Source organism: Pseudomonas entomophila (assembly GCF_013523125.1).
GTDB lineage: Bacteria > Pseudomonadota > Gammaproteobacteria > Pseudomonadales > Pseudomonadaceae > Aquipseudomonas > Aquipseudomonas entomophila_B.
The window spans coordinates 187,248-205,053 of record NZ_JAAMQJ010000004.1 but is presented as its reverse complement, the minus strand read 5'-3'; the positions used below and the strand labels follow the sequence as shown (position 1 = coordinate 205,053).

Annotated in this window: 16 protein-coding genes; 9 read left to right on the top strand and 7 right to left on the bottom strand. The window is 64.3% G+C overall.

What is annotated here, in order from left to right; all coding sequences use genetic code 11:
* Nucleotides 1–337: 337 nt before the first annotated feature.
* The 3 genes from G7007_RS04450 (at nt 338) to G7007_RS04440 (ending at nt 4,099) form a co-directional block, all read left to right on the top strand.
* Nucleotides 338–1,255, top strand: coding sequence for a formate/nitrite transporter family protein (locus G7007_RS04450; protein WP_181099295.1), 918 nt, complete (start codon nt 338–340; stop codon nt 1,253–1,255).
* 379 nt (nt 1,256–1,634) lie between these two features.
* Nucleotides 1,635–2,708, top strand: coding sequence for a diguanylate cyclase (locus G7007_RS04445; RefSeq protein WP_181099293.1), 1,074 nt, complete (start codon nt 1,635–1,637; stop codon nt 2,706–2,708).
* 146 nt (nt 2,709–2,854) lie between these two features.
* A complete protein-coding gene (locus G7007_RS04440) occupies nt 2,855–4,099 on the top strand; it encodes a GAF domain-containing sensor histidine kinase (protein ID WP_181099285.1) in 1,245 nt (414 codons plus the stop codon).
* Here the strand turns inward: G7007_RS04440 and G7007_RS04435 are convergent.
* From G7007_RS04435 to G7007_RS04410, 6 genes are all read right to left on the bottom strand, one after another.
* Nucleotides 4,072–4,947, bottom strand: coding sequence for an efflux RND transporter periplasmic adaptor subunit (locus G7007_RS04435; RefSeq protein ID WP_181099283.1), 876 nt, complete (start codon nt 4,945–4,947; stop codon nt 4,072–4,074). The genes G7007_RS04440 and G7007_RS04435 overlap by 28 nt on opposite strands.
* A 10-nt stretch (nt 4,948–4,957) precedes the next feature.
* A complete protein-coding gene (locus G7007_RS04430; protein ID WP_060394715.1) occupies nt 4,958–5,164 on the bottom strand; it encodes a DUF1656 domain-containing protein in 207 nt (68 codons plus the stop codon).
* Nucleotides 5,151–7,139 carry an FUSC family protein gene (locus tag G7007_RS04425; RefSeq protein WP_181099281.1) on the bottom strand — a complete coding sequence of 663 codons (1,989 nt, stop codon included), beginning with the start codon at nt 7,137–7,139 and terminating at the stop codon, nt 5,151–5,153. The genes G7007_RS04430 and G7007_RS04425 overlap by 14 nt, the downstream gene beginning before the upstream one ends.
* Before the next feature lie 343 nt (nt 7,140–7,482).
* A complete protein-coding gene (locus G7007_RS04420) occupies nt 7,483–7,653 on the bottom strand; it encodes a hypothetical protein (protein ID WP_181099280.1) in 171 nt (56 codons plus the stop codon).
* Nucleotides 7,654–7,720: 67 nt separating this feature from the next.
* Nucleotides 7,721–8,050: an aspartate-semialdehyde dehydrogenase gene (locus tag G7007_RS04415; protein ID WP_181099278.1), complete on the bottom strand. Its 330-nt coding sequence runs from the start codon at nt 8,048–8,050 to the stop codon at nt 7,721–7,723.
* 107 nt (nt 8,051–8,157) lie between these two features.
* Nucleotides 8,158–8,847: a M949_RS01915 family surface polysaccharide biosynthesis protein gene (locus G7007_RS04410; protein WP_181099276.1), complete on the bottom strand. Its 690-nt coding sequence runs from the start codon at nt 8,845–8,847 to the stop codon at nt 8,158–8,160.
* A gap of 116 nt (nt 8,848–8,963) precedes the next feature.
* Here G7007_RS04410 and rapA point away from each other — a divergent pair, with 116 nt between their 5' ends.
* On the top strand, nt 8,964–11,807 hold the full coding sequence (rapA, locus tag G7007_RS04405; RefSeq protein WP_181099274.1) for an RNA polymerase-associated protein RapA: 2,844 nt from the start codon (nt 8,964–8,966) through the stop codon (nt 11,805–11,807).
* 179 nt (nt 11,808–11,986) lie between these two features.
* Here rapA and G7007_RS04400 read toward each other — a convergent pair whose 3' ends face one another.
* Entirely contained in the window at nt 11,987–12,295 is a 309-nt protein-coding gene (locus G7007_RS04400) for a DUF2288 domain-containing protein (RefSeq protein WP_181099272.1), read from the bottom strand.
* A 359-nt stretch (nt 12,296–12,654) separates the two neighbouring features.
* On the opposite strand from G7007_RS04400, the gene G7007_RS04395 reads away from it, so the two are divergent.
* From G7007_RS04395 to G7007_RS04375, 5 genes are all read left to right on the top strand, one after another.
* Nucleotides 12,655–13,770, top strand: coding sequence for a branched-chain amino acid ABC transporter substrate-binding protein (locus G7007_RS04395; protein ID WP_181099270.1), 1,116 nt, complete (start codon nt 12,655–12,657; stop codon nt 13,768–13,770).
* Between the two features lie 221 nt (nt 13,771–13,991).
* Complete coding sequence (livH, locus tag G7007_RS04390) at nt 13,992–14,915, top strand: high-affinity branched-chain amino acid ABC transporter permease LivH (protein ID WP_060394721.1); 924 nt, start codon at nt 13,992–13,994, stop codon at nt 14,913–14,915.
* On the top strand, nt 14,912–16,168 hold the full coding sequence (locus tag G7007_RS04385) for a high-affinity branched-chain amino acid ABC transporter permease LivM (protein ID WP_181099268.1): 1,257 nt from the start codon (nt 14,912–14,914) through the stop codon (nt 16,166–16,168). The genes livH and G7007_RS04385 overlap by 4 nt, the downstream gene beginning before the upstream one ends.
* A complete protein-coding gene (gene livG / locus G7007_RS04380; RefSeq protein WP_181099266.1) occupies nt 16,165–16,932 on the top strand; it encodes a high-affinity branched-chain amino acid ABC transporter ATP-binding protein LivG in 768 nt (255 codons plus the stop codon). The genes G7007_RS04385 and livG overlap by 4 nt, the downstream gene beginning before the upstream one ends.
* Nucleotides 16,932–17,633, top strand: coding sequence for an ABC transporter ATP-binding protein (locus tag G7007_RS04375; RefSeq protein ID WP_181099264.1), 702 nt, complete (start codon nt 16,932–16,934; stop codon nt 17,631–17,633). The genes livG and G7007_RS04375 overlap by 1 nt, the downstream gene beginning before the upstream one ends.
* Nucleotides 17,634–17,806 lie beyond the last annotated feature (173 nt).

The window sequence follows — 17,806 nt, the reverse complement described above, 5'->3', positions numbered from 1 at the left end:
TCACAAGCACCCACACGAATTGCTTGATTCAATTTGTTAAAGAGCGTTTGGCTGAGAAGCTTTCGTCTCAACCGAGGCGCGCATTCTACGCTGTCCTCGTTGTGTGTCAAGCGTTTATTTTGAAGTTTTTTTCGATCTGGTTTCTGTCGAAACTGTGATCACTTCATGTCGCGCTTGCCCCGCTGCAAGTGCATCGCTGCGGGAGGCGAATAATACGCCATTCACAGACAGCGTCAACCCCTGCATCGAAAATATTTCCAAACCTCTCACGTGGACCAGGCAACTATTTAAAGCGGCCCCGATCTGTACTTACAGTCACCTGCAGAGCGAACCGTTCATGAACGACGAACACGAAGAAAAGACCCCTGGCCTTTCGGCCGATGAAGAACAAGCAGCCACCCACAACCAACCTCCCCGTGCAGCTGTGCTGCACGAGATCATTCGCACGCAGGGCGATCACGAACTCGAGCGGACCGTGGCCGCCTTGTGGTGGTCGGCATTGGCCGCCGGCCTGAGCATGGGGCTTTCCTTCATGGCCATGGGGTTGTTCTCGGCACGTCTGCCGGAGAGCGAGAGCAGTCATGTGATCGCCAGCCTCGGCTACAGCGCGGGCTTCCTGGCCGTCATCATCGCCCGCCAGCAACTGTTCACCGAGAATACCCTTACCGCCGTACTGCCACTGATGAGCGCCCCGACCTTCACCAACCTCGGACGTCTGCTCAGACTGTGGGGCGTGGTGCTGTTCGGTAATCTGGCCGGTACGCTGCTGGTGGCCTGGGTGATGCTCGAGCTGCCGATCTTCGACGCCAAGACCGATGCGGCCTTTCTCGACATCGGGCGCAAGGTCATGGAGAACGACATCGCCCAGATGTTCGCCAAAGGCATCATCTCAGGCTGGATGATCGCCACCATGGTCTGGATGATTCCGTCCATGGAGCACGCCAAGATCTGGATCATCGTGCTGATCACCTACCTGATGGCCCTGGGCGACTTCACCCACATCGTGGTCGGCTCGGTCGAAGTCTCCTACCTGGTCTGGGCAGGCGAACAGACCTGGAGCGATTTCTGGCTGCAGTTCGCGCTGCCGACCCTGGCCGGCAACATTATTGGCGGCAGCTTCATCTTTGCACTGATCAGCCATGCCCAGGTTCGCAGCGACAGCGAACAGCCACCGTCCCGCGATCTCGACACGTCCGATGCGTCCAGGCCCGGACACCTACGCGACATGGCCAAAGGTTCGTCACGCAAGCCATGACGTGCACGTGCGGGCAGCTGCCGGATCCGGCTGCGCGCACACCCTTCTGCCGACTGCAACGCGTCACGTCACGCCCGTGCTTCCTGCCGCTGATCGGCCACCCTGGTGCGCCTTCGTATTTTTTCATATAGCCCATTCCTTGCTCGCTGCATACCGCTATCATGGGAAGGCGTGACGCACCGCCGTTCTCATCAGGTTCGTCAGGCGACGATCGTCGTCACTGGCAACGCTGCAAGATCGCGCCATGTGCTTGGTGTGCGTCGTGATCGACCGGCCCCGTACTGCCCTCAAGGTCAAGTCATTCCCTATAGATAGAAGTGCTCCTCAAACCGTTTGCCTGCAACGTGCGCCTCACTGCGCCCAGGGATTGACCTCGATCATGATCGACCACACGACCGGTAGCGGTCTTTCTTTCGTCAAACGCATTTATCGGCCACGTATCGTCGGCAAGGTGCTTGGCCTGATCGCCGTGCTCGCTGTGTTCAGCACGCTGACACTGCCCGACTGGGTCTGGGGACTGGTCCTCTTCAACGGGCTGGTCTGGCCCCATGTCGCCTACCACTGGGCCTCACGTGCACCGATGCCTTACAAGGCCGAGCGACGCAACCTGCTGATCGACTCCGTGATGACCGGGTTCTGGATCGCTTGCATGCAGTTCAATCCGCTGCCCAGCCTGACCATCCTGTCGATGGTGACCATGAACAACGTGGCCGTGGGCGGCAAGCGGCTGGTCGCGCACGGCCTGCTCGCGCAATTGATCGGCATGACGCTTGGCATCGCCTGTTTTGGCCTGAATCTGCAGCTTAACGTCACGCCTTACCAGGTCTACGCCTGCCTGCCGATGCTGACGCTCTACCCGCTGGCGCTTGGCTGGGTTTCCTATCGCCTGGCCATCACGCTGTCCGAACACAAGCAGCGCCTGGGCATCCTGAGTCGCACGGACAGCCTGACCGGCCTACTCAACCACGGTGCCTGGCAGAACCTCTTGAAGATGGCGTTCCACCGCTGCCAGACGAAGGACGAACACGCCATCATCGCGCTGATCGACGTAGACCACTTCAAGCCGATCAACGACCGCTTCGGTCATGCCGTGGGTGACGCCGTGCTGCGCCTGCTGAGCCAGGAGCTCAAGGGCAACCTGCGCCCGACCGACCGTGCCGGTCGTTATGGCGGTGACGAGTTCTGCGTCTTGCTGCGCGGCGTCACGGAGGCCCAGGCCTACCAGATCATGGACCGCGTACGGCAACGTATCGCCAGCTACCATGATCCGCTGCTGCCAGAGCTGCGCATCAGCCTGAGCATCGGACTGGCCAGCTTCCGCGCCGACCTGGCCAGTGCCGATGCCTGGCTCGAGAACGCCGACAAGGCGCTCTATACCGCCAAGCACCAAGGCCGCGACCAAGTCTTCACTCGCTCGATGCCACCGCACCTGCGCCTGGTCAGTCCAGACTGACGAGCGATGGATCGTCCTTGTGGAATGACGCACGTCAATACATCGCACGATGCCGCCGATTCGACCTGCCGTGACGGCCCGCCGCGGTGACCTGCCGACTAGAATGACCGGCATGGGGTCCGTCCTGACAACCCGCCAGGTAAGGTATGAGCATCGACATCGCAGCCGACATCGCAATTCTTGGGCGCATCACGGCGGTGCCCGCCATCCTGCAAGTCATCCACGAACAGACCGGGCTTCGCTTCGCAGCCGTGGCACGGGTGACCGAAGACAGCTGGACCGCCTGCGCCGTGCTCGACCTGCATCAGGTTGGTATCGCACCGGGCGACACGCTGGACGTGACATCGACGCTGTGTCACGACATCCGGGCGACACGCCGTACCATCGTGATCGACCATGCCCGCGAAGACGCTCGCTATTGCCACCACCAGGCCCCGCGCCTGCATGGCTTCGAAAGCTACATCTCGGTGCCGATCATCCGGGCCGATGGACGTTTCTTCGGCACCCTCTGCGCGCTCGACCCACGCCCCACCGCCCTGAAGGGCAGTGCCATCGTCCCGATGATGGAGGCCTTTGCCCGGCTCCTGTCGATCCAGATCGCCAGCGAAGAAAGCGCTCAACGCACCGAGCATGCCCTGCTCGAGGAACGCGCCATGGCCGACGTGCGTGAACACTTCATCGCCGTGCTGGGCCACGATCTGCGCAACCCGCTGTTCGCCATCAGTGCAGGCGCCGAATTGCTGGCGCAGCGCCTGAAAGAACCGCGCGACGTGACCATCGCGCGCCACATTCAGACCTGCGGCAAGCGGGCCTCACAACTGGTACGCGATGTGCTGGACTTCGCCCGCGGTCGGCTGGGCGGCGGCATCCTGCTGGACATACGGCCTTGTCCGGACCTCGACAAGGCGATCGAACACGTCGCCCTGGAACTGCACAGCGTGCATCCGCACCGGGACATTCGCCTGTGCCTGCAGGCCTTGCATGGCGTTCACTGCGATCGCGAACGGGTCATGCAGCTTTTGTCCAACCTGATCGCCAATGCCCTCAGCCATGGCGCGAGCGATGGCCCCATCACCGTGCGCGCCGAAGTCGAAGACGGCGCCCTGCACATGAGCGTGCACAACCAGGGCGAGCCGATCACCGCCGCCGTTCTGTCACACCTGTTCCAACCGTTCTCCAGCCCGGTCGATGGCAAGCCGCGACAAGGCCTGGGGTTGGGGCTGTACATCGCCAACCAGATCGCCATGGCCCATGGCGGGCGCCTGGGTGTGGTCTCGACCCGAGAGGCAGGCACCTCGTTCACCTTCACGCTGCCGCTGGCCAACGCCAGTGGCAAGCCGTCCTCGATCGACACCGAAGACCTTCACCGGTCGGAGCGATCCGCAGGCTGAGCGACCCGTACGCTGGCGGTCATGCCCGCGCTGAGCACCGTGCCTGCCGGCACCTGCTCGAGCCGGATACGCACGGGGATTCGCTGGGCCAGACGCACCCAGTTGAACGTAGGCTCGACCTCGGCCAGCAACTGGCCATCGGGCGTCGTGTTGCGGTCGTTGATGCCACGGCTGATGCTGTCGATGCGACCGGCGATGGGCGCACCCGCGCTCATCAGCCAGACCTCTACCGGGTCACCCTCGTGGACGCGCGGCAGCTTGGTTTCTTCGAAATAGGCCTGTACATAGAAGGTGGCATCGTCCACCAGCGCCATGACCGACTGCCCGGCCGTGGCGTAGTTGCCCTGCGCCAGGCGCAGGTTGGTGATGTGCCCTGCCCTGGGCGCACGCACGTCGCTGCGTGCCAGGTTGATCTTCGCCAGTTCCAGGTCGGCCTGGGCCTGATGCAGTTCGCCGCGGGCGATGGCGGCGTTGATCTGCGCGTTCTCGCGGGTCTCGGCGCTGATCGCCTCGGCCCCCAGGGCCACCCGGCGGGCGGCTTCGCGCTCGCGCAGGCGCGCCTGTTGCGCGCGCGTCTCGACCACGGCCTTGGCCTTGTCCACTGCCGCCTGGAAGCGTTCCCGGTCGATGCGCATCAACAACTCGCCAGCCTTGACCGGCTGGTTGTCCCGCACCCTGAGCTCGCTCACCCACCCCGATACATCCGGCGCGATCACGACCACGTCGGCGCGTACCCGTGCATCACGGGTCCAGGGCGTGAGCATGTAGTACTGCCACAGTTGATAACCGGCGAACAGGGCGACGATCACCACGCACAGGGTGACCAGAACACGGGCGGTCATACGCATGACAGGCTCCTCAGCGATAACTCGGCAGATGCACGATCAAGGACAACACACAGACGAACAGCGCCGTGTCGAACAACGCTTCGTGCCAGATCCAGCGTCCCAGCACCGTGGCCTGGACCAGCAGGCGCAACACACCGGTCACCGCCAGTGCCAGCACCACATCCAACAAGAAAGGGCTCAGCAGCACCCCACCCAATGCCCATTCACGCAGCTCCATGCTCGACCTCCTGCCAACGACACCACCGGGCCCAACTGGTACGCAACTGCAGGATCGCCCCTTCGGCCAGACGCACCGCATCGCTGCGCGGTTGCCGTTGCAGCGCCTCGAGCAGGTGCGTGCTGGCCGCATCGAGCCGGTCCTCGCGGTCAGGGGCCGGTCCGCTGGCCAGGACGCCGCGCACCTGTTCCAGATATTGCTGTTCGGCACCGGCCAAAGGCACCTGGGCGATGGCCAGGCACATGCGCAGATGCACCAGCTCGTCACCGATGTCCAGACCGTGCAGGCCATCGTCCCACCGACGCCGCTCGGTCTCCGGCAGATCCTGGGCATGGCGCGCCAGCAGCATCAGGCGATCGGCCATGCGTCCGCCGAACCAGCCATCGGCACTGCGCAGATCGCGCCGTGTCAGCCTGGCCAGATCGCTCTGGGTGGCCGCACGCAAGCGGCGACGCAGCCAGTTGGGATGGCGCAGGACCACCAGTTTGAAGGCCAGCACCGCTGCGCTCACCCCCATCAGCATGGCCAGGGCACTGTTGAGCATGGTTTCGACACTGAACTGCATCGCGTTGAGCGGCGCCACCAGCACGATGAAGTGCAGGCAGAAGGAGGTAGCGGTCGGGCCGGTGCGCGGGTTGGCCATGCACAACGCCCCCATGAACAAGGGCACGCCCAAGCCCAGGCACAGCAGCGCGAAGCCGCTCCACTGCGGCAGCAGGATCTGCCCGACGACAAAGGCGCTCGGAATGGCCAGGGCGATGCCGCGCAGGAAGCTCAGGCCGATCTGCGCGCCATTCTCACGGCTGGCGAACAGGCTGCAGACTACGCAGGTCAGTACCAACCCCCCGATGGCCGAGGGCCAGGCGGTGGCCAGCCAGAAGGTGCACAGGGTCAGGAAGGCCAGGGCGCTGCGTGCGCCGAACAGCAAGGCCAGTGGCGGATCGCGGTGTGCAGCCAGGCCTTCGACGGCGCCCTTGGGCATGTTGCCCGCCTCCATGTCGGTCAAGGCCTGATGAGCGGCCAGCACCTTGTCCAGCAGCAACGCCAGGCGCGCCAGGCAATAATGCTCGGTGGCGCTGGCCTGCTCGTCGTGCGCGGCATTGCGGATACGTTGGCTGAGCCAGGACAGATCCGGTGCCCGTGGCGCCAGCAGGTGTTCCCGCACCTCGTCCAGCCAGGGCGCCAGGCGCGCCGCTTCATGATCGTCGAGCTGCCGCCATTGCCGACGGACCGAGCGGGCCACCCGCAACAGCACCATCAACTGCTGGCTCAGTGCGCCGATGGCCCGTTCCCGCTGACGTCCGCGCGACCCTTCGAAGCCCGCATGCTCGCGTTGAGTGTCGATCGCCACGATACGTCCGAGGATTTCCAGCAATCCTTGCCGCGCCTGCTCGTCGCCTGCCAGGACCGCGCTGGCCGCGCGCAAGCCCGCCTCCCAGGCCTGACGCGCCTGGTCGGCCAGCTGCTGCTCGACGCGCATGGGCCAGAGCAGCGCACTGGTCAGCGTGGCGCAGACGATGCCCAGGCTGATCTCGGTGCAGCGTGCGACCGCCTGGTCGAACACCTGCAAGGGGTTCAACGTGGCCGGCAGCGCGATGATCGCCGCCGTGTAGCCAGCCAGCACGAAGGCGTAGGCCCATGCACTGCGCAATTGCGTGGAGGTGGCCGTGCAGATCGCCAACCAGGTGGCCAGGCTCAGCAGGAACAGCCAGGGCGTCTGCGCGAACAGCGCGATCAGCAGCACGGCCATGACGGTCCCAGCCACCGTCCCGGCCAGCCGCGCCAGGCCTTTCTGGATCACCATGCCAGACAACGGCTGTGCGACCACGAACGCTGTCATCAGGGCCCAGGACGGTTGTTCCAGCTCCAGGCGCATGGCCAGCCACAGGGCCAGGCCGCCGCCGAGCACGGTCTTCAGCGCGAATTTCACGGCGGTGGCACTGGGCGCGAACAGCGCCTGCAAGGTGATCGGCACGGCGGAGAACCCTGGACGTCCATGGGGAATGATCCATAGACAGCGGCGTTGCGCAGAGGGTCGATCGTCCGCCATCAGAAAACGGCACGCAAAAAAAGGGGCAACCGAAGTTGCCCTAAATGCCTTGCGTGCCCTTGAACCCGAGGCCACCGACGGCCTGACCGAGTCGGTGTACCCCGCGTGAATAGCCTGGACCGGCGACGGCTTGTCCCGTGAGCCGAAGGCGCTGTGGTCGGCGCCCGTCACCGTCCGATGGGTTGCAAAGGTAATCGATCCTCGACACGACGCCATTGATCAGGGTCAATGGTCGCGAGAGGGACAGCCGCATGCAAGACCAGGGGGGTCATCCCTTGCGCGGCTTGCCCTTGGGCTTTTTCTTCTTTTTCGACGTCGATGCGCCCAAGGGCATGGCCTGCTCGAAGGCCTGGCGCATCTCGTCCAGGCGCTTGTCGTTCAGATCATGGACACGTTTGGCGCGCTCGGCGCCGAAGTCGATGAGGTTATCCTGGCTCATGGCATGGTCGTTCTGGCGGGACAGGTGCCCATGATGAAGCGGCCTGCCGGGGCTGACCAGCCCCGACTCAGATTTCGATGTCCACCAGCAGGCCCTGTCGCGGGGCCTCGCCGGTCAGCGGCACGACCGGTACGGTGTTGTCGGCGTTGAGCTCATCGCCTGGCACGGCACTGTAGCGTTCGTCCCGCTCACGCTGACGACGCTCCTGCTGATGGCGTTGCTCCTCGCGCAGCAGGTAGGTCTGCTCATCGGGATCGCGCTGGTTCTTCAGGTCGATGGTACTGTCGCCCGCCCCTGGCTGCACGGCCACCACGGGCGCGATGGCGGGCGCCTGCCTGGGCGGGTCGAGCTGGGACGTGACCGGCACGGCGCTGAGCGGAATGATGGGTGGCAGCATGAGGGCTCTCCTGTTCACCACTGTGTCGGCCTGTGAGCCGTACACTTGAGTGTGTACCACTCACCGCACCGACGCGAGCCTTGCTCGACGCTATCCGATGAGCCGGCTCAACGGGGATCGTCGTCCTGCTCGTCGGACACGCTGCCGGTCTCGCTCCAAGGCCGTTTGTAGACCGTCTGCCAGACCTCGTCCAGGTGCGCCCGGAACACGTCCGGGGCCGACTTGAACGACGCGCTGTCGTGCCGCTCACCACCGATCGGCTCTTCGGCCGCCGGCACGATCAGCGATTCGCCGGTGATGGTGTAGCGCGTCTCGCCCTCACGCATTTCGAGGGTGAGGTCATGGGGATCGATGCCGCCCCCGCAGAAGGCATGGCTGGCCACGGTAATCTCGGCACGGCCGTTGCCGTCCAGATCGCTCACACCACTGACATCGCCATAGAAATCCACGTCCAGGTCGAGCCCGGCGCAGGTGGTCTCCTGTTCGGTCTGCCAGCTCGGCGTGAAACCTGCACCTTCATGCCGCGCGTACAGGGTCGTGCGCAGCACCACCTTGTCCACGTCCTGTTCGGTCTCGGGATCGGTGGCCTGCCCGTCCACGCGGCTCAGGACCAGCAGCCCTTCGCCATCGACGTCGCGAAAGTGCACGCTCTTGATCGGCGTCTGCACGCCCAGGACTTCCAGCTGCTCGACCGGAACCGGCTCGAGCACGTCGAAACGCTTCTGTTCGCAACCGACCAGCGACACGAGGCCGCTCAGGGCCAGCGCAAGGGGCAACGCAGCGTATGGGGCAGGCATGTCGAATCATTCCCTTTTCGATCAGCATGGCATTCGTCGATGAAGTGGCCAGAGGCTTTGGTCTGCATCGGCTATCCGTTAAGATAGTCGGCTTTTCATCGCGGGAGTCAGGCAGTATGGCGCAGCAGTATCAACCGGGGCAACGCTGGATCAGCGACAGCGAAGCCGAGCTAGGCCTAGGCACCGTCCTGGCGCAAGACGGTCGCCTGCTGACCGTGCTCTATCCGGCCACCGGCGAGACCCGTCAGTACGCCCTGCGAAACGCACCGCTGACCCGCGTGCGCTTCTCCCCCGGCGATCAGATCACCCACTTCGAGGGCTGGAAGCTGACCGTCCGCGAGGTCGAGGACCACGAGGGCCTGCTGGTCTACCACGGCCTGGACCAACAGAACCAGCCGCGCACCCTGCCAGAAACCCAGTTGTCGAACTTCATCCAGTTCCGCCTGGCCAGCGACCGCCTGTTCGCCGGTCAGATCGACCCGCTGCCCTGGTTCTCGCTGCGCTACAACACCCTCGAGCACATCAGCCGGCAGATGCAGTCCCCGCTGTGGGGCCTGGGCGGCTACCGGGCGCAGCCGATCGCCCACCAGCTGCACATCGCCCGCGAAGTGGCCGACCGGATCGCGCCGCGCGTCCTGCTGGCCGACGAAGTCGGCCTGGGCAAGACCATCGAAGCAGGCCTGGTGATCCATCGCCAACTGCTGTCGGGACGCGCCAGCCGCGTGCTGATCCTGGTCCCGGAGAACCTTCAGCACCAGTGGCTGGTGGAAATGCGCCGACGCTTCAACCTGCAGGTGGCGCTGTTCGATGCCGAACGCTTCATCGAAAGCGACGCCAGCAACCCCTTCGAGGATACCCAACTGGCGCTGGTCGCGCTGGAATGGGTAACCGAGGACGAGAAGGCGCAGGATGCCCTGTTCGCCGCCGGCTGGGACCTGATGGTGGTCGACGAGGCCCACCACTTGGTGTGGCACGAGGACCACGTCAGCCGCGAATACGCCCTGGTCGAGCAATTGGCCGAGGTCACGCCGGGTGTGCTGCTGCTGACCGCGACCCCCGAGCAGCTCGGGCAGGACAGCCACTTCGCCCGCCTGCGCCTGCTGGACCCCAACCGCTTCCATGACCTGCAGGCCTTCCGCGCCGAGAGCGCGCACTATCGCCCGGTGGCCGAGGCGGTTCAGGAGCTGCTGGACGAAGGTCGCCTGTCGCTGGCGTCCCAGGCCACCATCCATGACTTCCTCGGCGCCGAAGGCGACGCCCTGCTCGCGGCCGTGAACGCCGGCGACAGCCAGGCCAGCGCGCGCCTGATTCGCGAACTGCTCGACCGCCACGGCACTGGCCGGGTGCTGTTCCGCAACACCCGCGCGGCCATCCAGGGCTTCCCCGAGCGCGAGCTGCACGCCCACCCGCTGCCGCTGCCCGAGGCCTATGGCGATCATCCCGAGCAGGTCAGCGACGGCCTCTACCCGGAATCGGCCTTCCAGGCGCCGGAGGCCACCGACGATGCGCGCTGGTGGCGGTTCGACCCACGGGTCGAGTGGCTGGTCGACACCCTCAAGCAGCTCAAGCGCACCAAGGTCCTGGTGATCTGCGCCCACGCCGAGACCGCCATGGACCTGGAAGACGCGCTGCGCGTGCGCTCCGGCATCCCTGCCAGCGTGTTCCACGAAGGCATGAGCATCCTCGAGCGTGACCGCGCCGCCGCCTACTTCGCCGACGAAGAGTTCGGTGCGCAGGTGCTGATCTGCTCGGAAATCGGCAGCGAGGGTCGCAACTTCCAGTTCGCCCATCACCTGGTGATGTTCGACCTGCCTGCCCACCCCGACCTGCTCGAACAGCGCATCGGCCGTCTCGATCGGATCGGTCAGAAGCAGGTGATCCAGCTGCACGTGCCCTACCTGCTCGACAGCCCGCAAGCGCGGCTGTTCCAGTGGTACCACCTGGCCCTGAACGCCTTCCTGGCCACCTGCCCGACCGGCAACGCCCTGCAGCATCAGTTCGGCGAGCGCCTGCACGCGCTGCTGCAAGGTGGCGATGACAGCGACTGGGAAGCGCTGATCGAAGAGGCCCGGGGTGAGCGTGAGCGGCTCGAGGCCGAGCTGCACAGCGGCCGTGACCGCCTGCTGGAGCTCAATTCCGGCGGCGCGGGCGAAGGCGAGGCCCTGGTCGAGGCGATCCTCGAACAGGACGATCAGTTCGCTCTGCCGATCTACATGGAAACCCTGTTCGATGCATTCGGCATCGACAGCGAGGACCATTCCGACAATGCGCTGATCCTGCGGCCCAGCGAGAAGATGCTCGACGCCAGCTTCCCGCTGGGCGACGACGAAGGCGTGACCATCACCTACGACCGTGACCAGGCGCTGTCGCGCGAGGACATGCAGTTCCTCACCTGGGAACACCCCATGGTGCAGGGCGGCATGGACCTGGTGCTGTCCGGCTCCATGGGCAACACGGCCGTGGCGCTGATCAAGAACAAGGCGCTCAAACCGGGCACTGTTTTGCTCGAGCTGCTGTACGTCAGCGAAGTGGTCGCTCCGCGCAGCCTGCAGTTGGGCCGTTACCTGCCCCCTGCCGCGCTGCGCTGCCTGCTCGACGCCAACGGCAACGACCTGGGTCCGCGGGTGGCTTTCGAGACGCTCAACGACCAGCTCGAAAGCGTGCCGCGGGCCAGCGCCAACAAGTTCATCCAGGCCCAGCGCGACGTGCTGTCCAAGCGCATCGCTGCCGGCGAGGAGAAGGTGCTGCCGCGTCACGAGGCCCGCGTCGCCGAAGCGCGCCGGCGCCTGGGCGATGAGGCCGATGAAGAGCTGGCACGCCTGATCGCCCTGAAGGCCGTGAACCCCAGCGTACGCGACAGCGAGATCCAGACGCTGGGCAAGCAGCGCGACGATGGCCTGGCCATGCTGGAGAAGGCGGCGCTGCGCCTGGAGGCGATTCGCATCCTGGTGGCAGGCTAACGTGCTTTCGCCAGGCCTTGCCTCCCTCGCACGGGAGGCAAGGCCTGGCACGTACGATCGGTCGACTGTTACCGACATCGGGCTGCAATGGCCCGACTGTTACCGAGCGTCACTTAACGAGGCAGGCCGTTGCACCTGAAGTGTGCCGACGCAGCTGGCCTGGCACCACTACTGTGCATTCAACGCTGTCCCTGATTTTCCTGCACCAGCACGAAGGGTGACACGACCACGGCCCACAGCGCGGGATCCCGTTGCTGGAAATCCAGCGCCTGCTCTACCGCCAGGGGTCCGACGGTGCCGGCTTCGCGCCAGGCGGCGAATGCCGCGTGTCGGTTTTCGGCCATGGCGGCCGCGACGTCGATCAGGTCCAGCGAAGGGTCGACCCAAATCAGGTCACCTTTGGCCCAGAAGCGCTCCAACGCTTTCCACTCGATGGTGGCGGTCTCGCCGAGCAATTTGGCATAGAGGGTGCTTGTTCGATCAGTCATGACTAGGTAATCCGGCAGCGGTCCATTCGTTTCGAAGCGGAGGATTGTCCCAGAAAAACCTGGTTTCAAATACGGACGAACGGCTTTGGCGCGGTTTTACGGGGCCATACGAGGTTGGTCGGGCGGGTAATGGCGTTTTAATGTACGTTCATGTCGATCAAGCGACACCCTCGAAATTCACCCTCGAACCGCGGCTTTTCAAGCGAACGGACCCCGCTCTACACTGTACCGGTACAGTTCCGGGACATGTTCCGGGGAAGGTGGGCATAAGTGATGACATGATCATGACCTTCGTCCCGCCCGGTCTGTCACCCTGGCCGCCAGGACCATAAGAATTACAACAGAATGAGTGGAGCACCATGATCAAGATTTCCAAGCTGTTCGCTGCAATGGTATTGGCCGGTGTCGCGAGCCATTCGATGGCCGCCGACACCATCAAGATCGGCATCGCCGGCCCCAAGACCGGCCCGGTCACGCAGTACGGTGACATGCAGTTCATCGGCGCCAACCAGGCCATCAAGGACATCAACGCCAAGGGCGGCGTCGATGGCAAGATGCTCGAGGCCAAGGAATACGATGATGCCTGCGACCCCAAGCAGGCCGTGGCAGTCGCCAACAAGGTGGTCAACGACGGCGTCAAGTTCGTGATCGGCCACCTGTGCTCCAGCTCCACTCAACCGGCCTCGGACATCTACGAGGACGAAGGCGTGATCATGATCACCCCTGCGGCCACCAGCCCCGACATCACCGCGCGTGGCTACAAGCTGGTGTTCCGCACCATCGGCCTGGACAGCGCCCAGGGTCCGGCCGCCGGCAACTACATCGCCGACCACGTCAAACCCAAGGTGGTCGCAGTCCTGCACGACAAGCAGCAGTACGGTGAAGGCATCGCCACCGCCGTCAAGCAGACCCTCGAAAGCAAGAACATTAAGGTCGCAGTCTTCGAGGGCCTCAACGCGGGTGACAAGGACTTCTCCTCGATCATCCAGAAGCTCAAGCAGAACAACGTCGACTTCGTCTACTACGGCGGCTACCACCCTGAGCTGGGCCTGATCCTGCGCCAGGCCAAGGAAAAGGGTCTGAATGCCAAGTTCATGGGCCCCGAGGGCGTAGGCAACGACTCGATCTCGCAGATCGCCCAGAACGCCTCTGAAGGCCTGCTGGTCACCCTGCCGAAGTCCTTCGATGCCGATCCCGAGAACAAGGCCATCGTCGAGGCGATCAAGGCCGGCGGCAAGGACCCGAGCGGTCCGTTCGTCTTCCCGTCCTACTCGGCCGTGGAGCTGATCGCCCAGGGCATCAAGGCAGCTGGCAGCGAGGAGCCGGAAGAGGTGGCGAAGGCCCTGCACGAAGGCAGCTTCAAGACCCCGACCGGTACCCTGTCGTTCGACGACAAGGGCGACCTCAAGGACTTCAAGTTCGTGGTCTACGAGTGGCACTTCGGCAAGCCCAAGACCGAAGTTTCGCCCCAGTGATCGGTATCTGACCCGCTGACCGAAAGCCCACTGTGCGAGCAGTGGGCTTTGTTTTACGAGGTTCATGGGTCTGGCGACCGCGATCCGGCGACCGGCCCACCTGAAAATCTTAAAACCGTCACCCGCGGTTCCCTGGTTGTGCGCGTTCGAATCGGCCCCATGCCGTCGGTTGAAGCCGAGCGTGCGCCCGTGAATGCGATCAGGTTTTTAGGAGCGTTGTAATGCCCGAGATCTACCACTTCTTCCAACAGCTGATCAATGGCCTGACCATTGGCAGCACCTATGCCTTAATAGCCATTGGCTACACGATGGTGTACGGCATCATTGGAATGATCAACTTCGCCCATGGCGAGGTGTACATGATCGGTTCCTACGTGGCCTTCATCGCCCTGGCGGGGCTGGCCATGATGGGCATCGACTCGTTGCCGATCCTGATGACCGTGGCCTTCGTCGCCACCATCTTCGTCACCAGCGCCTACGGCTACAGCATCGAACGGGTCGCCTACCGGCCGCTGCGCAACAGCAACCGGCTGATCCCGCTGATTTCCGCGATCGGCATGTCGATCTTCCTGCAGAACACCGTGCTGCTGTCGCAGGACTCCAAGGACAAGTCGATCCCCAACCTGATCCCAGGGAGCTTCTCCTTCGGCCCGGGCGGCGCCGAGGAAGTCCTGGTGTCGTACATGCAGATCCTGGTGTTCGTCGTCACCCTGGTGTCGATGGTCGGCCTGACCCTGTTCATCTCGCGCTCGCGCCTGGGTCGTGCCTGCCGTGCCTGTGCCGAGGACATCAAGATGGCCAATCTGCTGGGCATCAACACCAACAACATCATCGCCCTGACCTTCGTCATCGGCGCCGCGCTGGCGGCGGTGGCGGCCGTGCTGCTGAGCATGCAGTACGGCGTGATCAACCCCAACGCCGGCTTCCTGGTGGGCCTGAAGGCCTTCACTGCAGCGGTGCTCGGCGGCATCGGCAGCATCCCGGGCGCCATGCTCGGGGGTCTGGTCCTCGGCGTCGCCGAAGCCTTCGGTGCCGACATCTTCGGTGACCAGTACAAGGACGTGGTGGCGTTCGGGCTTCTGGTCCTGGTCCTGCTGTTCCGGCCGACTGGCATTCTGGGCCGTCCGGAGGTTGAAAAAGTATGAATCGACAACTCAAACCGGCGTTCTTCAGCGCCTTGCTGGTCTGGGCCGTGGCCTTCCCCGTGCTCGGCCTGAAACTCAGCATCGACGGCATCAACCTCATCGTGCACAGTCAAGGCCCCTTCACCCTGACGGTGATCGCGGTCTGCTCGGTGCTGATGTTCCTGCGCGTGCTGTTCGACAAGCAGTGGAGCGCTGCAATGCGCAGCCGCTCGGACCGCAGGCTGATCTCCCCGGCCGTCAGCAACTTCCTGACCCTGCCGCGCACCCAGCGCTGGATCATCCTCGGGCTGATCGTGGTGGCGCTGGTCTGGCCGTTCTTCGGCTCGCGCGGGGCGGTGGACATCGCCACGCTGATCCTGATCTACGTGATGCTGGGCCTGGGCCTGAACATCGTGGTCGGCCTGGCCGGCCTGCTCGACCTGGGCTACGTGGGCTTCTACGCCGTCGGCGCCTACAGCTATGCGCTGCTGTCGCACTACTACGGCCTGAGCTTCTGGGTCTGCCTGCCGATCGCCGGGCTGATGGCTGCGACCTTCGGCTTCCTGCTGGGCTTCCCGGTGCTGCGCCTGCGGGGCGACTACCTGGCCATCGTCACCCTGGGCTTCGGCGAGATCATCCGGCTGTTCCTGCGCAACCTCACCGACCTCACCGGGGGACCCAACGGCATCAGCAACATCGAGAAGCCGACCTTCTTCGGCCTGAGCTTCGAACGCCGCGCGGCCGAGGGCATGCAGACGTTCCACGAGTACTTCGGCCTGCCCTACAACTCGATCAACAAGGTCATCTTCCTCTACCTGGTCGCCCTGCTGCTGGCGCTGCTGGCGCTGTTCGTGATCAACCGGCTGCTGCGCATGCCGATCGGTCGCGCCTGGGAAGCGCTGCGCGAGGACGAGATCGCCTGCCGTGCGCTGGGCCTCAACCCCACCGTGATCAAGCTCTCGGCCTTCACCCTCGGCGCCAGTTTCGCAGGCTTCGCCGGCAGCTTCTTCGCTGCGCGACAAGGCCTGGTCACGCCCGAATCGTTCACCTTCATCGAGTCGGCCATCATCCTCGCGATCGTGGTGCTCGGCGGCATGGGCTCGCAGCTGGGTGTGATCCTCGCGGCGATCGTCATGATCCTGCTGCCGGAGCTGATGCGTGAGTTCAGCGAATACCGGATGCTCATGTTCGGTGCGCTGATGGTGTTGATGATGATCTGGCGTCCGCAAGGCCTGCTGCCGATGCAACGCCCCCACCTGGAGCTGCGCCGATGAGCCGTGACATTCTGAAAGTCAGCGACCTGAGCATGCGCTTTGGCGGTCTGCTGGCGGTCAATGGCGTCGGCCTGACCGTCAAGGAGCGCCAGGTCGTGGCGCTGATCGGCCCCAACGGGGCCGGCAAGACCACCGTCTTCAACTGCCTGACCGGTTTCTACAGGCCCAGTGGCGGCACCATCCTGCTCGATGGCCAGCCGATCCAAGGGCTGGCCGGGCACCAGATCGCCCGCAAGGGCGTGGTGCGTACCTTCCAGAACGTGCGCCTGTTCAAGGAAATGACCGCACTGGAAAACCTGCTGATCGCCCAGCACCGCCACCTGAACACCCACTTCCTGGCGGGCCTGTTCAAGACGCCGGCGTTCCGCCGCAGCGAGCAAGAAGCCATGGAGCGGGCGCAGTACTGGCTGGAGCGGGTCAACCTGACCGAGTTCGCCAACCGCACGGCGGGCACCCTGGCCTATGGTCAGCAACGTCGCCTGGAAATCGCCCGCTGCATGATGACCCGTCCGCGGATCATCATGCTCGACGAGCCGGCGGCCGGTCTCAACCCCAAGGAAACCGAAGACCTCAAGGCCCTGATCGGCTACCTGCGCGAGGAGCATGCGGTCACGGTGCTACTGATCGAGCACGACATGAAACTGGTGATGAGCATTTCCGACCACATCGTGGTCATCAACCAGGGCACGCCCCTGGCCGACGGCACGCCCGACGCGATTCGCGGCAACCCCGAGGTGATCAAGGCCTACCTGGGGGAAGCGTGATGCTGACATTCGAGAACGTATCCACCTTCTACGGCAAGATCCAGGCGCTGCACAGCGTCAACGTGGAGATCAAGCAGGGCGAGATCGTCACCTTGATTGGCGCCAACGGCGCGGGCAAGTCCACCTTGCTGATGACCTTGTGCGGCTCGCCCCAGGCCCACGCCGGCAGCATTCGTTACCTGGGCGAGGAACTGGTCGGCCAGCCCTCGTCGCACATCATGCGCAAGAGCATTGCGGTGGTGCCTGAAGGCCGGCGGGTGTTTTCGCGGCTGACGGTGGAAGAGAACCTGGCCATGGGCGGGTTCTTCACCGACAAGGGCGACTACCAGGCACAGCTGGACAAGGTGCTGCACCTGTTCCCGCGCCTGAAGGAACGCTATGCCCAGCGTGGCGGGACCATGTCCGGGGGCGAACAGCAGATGCTGGCGATCGGTCGGGCGTTGATGAGCAAGCCCAAGCTGTTGTTGCTCGACGAACCGTCGCTGGGGCTGGCACCGATCATCATCCAGCAGATCTTCGACATCATCGAGCAGTTGCGCCAGGACGGTGTGACGGTGTTTCTGGTGGAGCAGAACGCCAACCAGGCGCTGAAGATCGCAGACCGGGCCTATGTGTTGGAAAACGGCCATGTGGTGATGCAAGGGTCCGGGGAAGCGTTACTGATCGATCCGAAGGTGCGGGAGGCGTACCTGGGAGGGTGAGGCCGGCAATAACGTGCGTTCTGGCCTGATGCCTGACTAACGTCGTTCACGACGAATCAGGCATCGGGCAGACTTAGGAGAACGGGTGGTAGGCAACCTGCGGTTCCCACTCGCGGCACAGGAGTCCATGTCCATCCAGGCCCCTATCGGTGGCGTCCTGTGGAGACCACTTC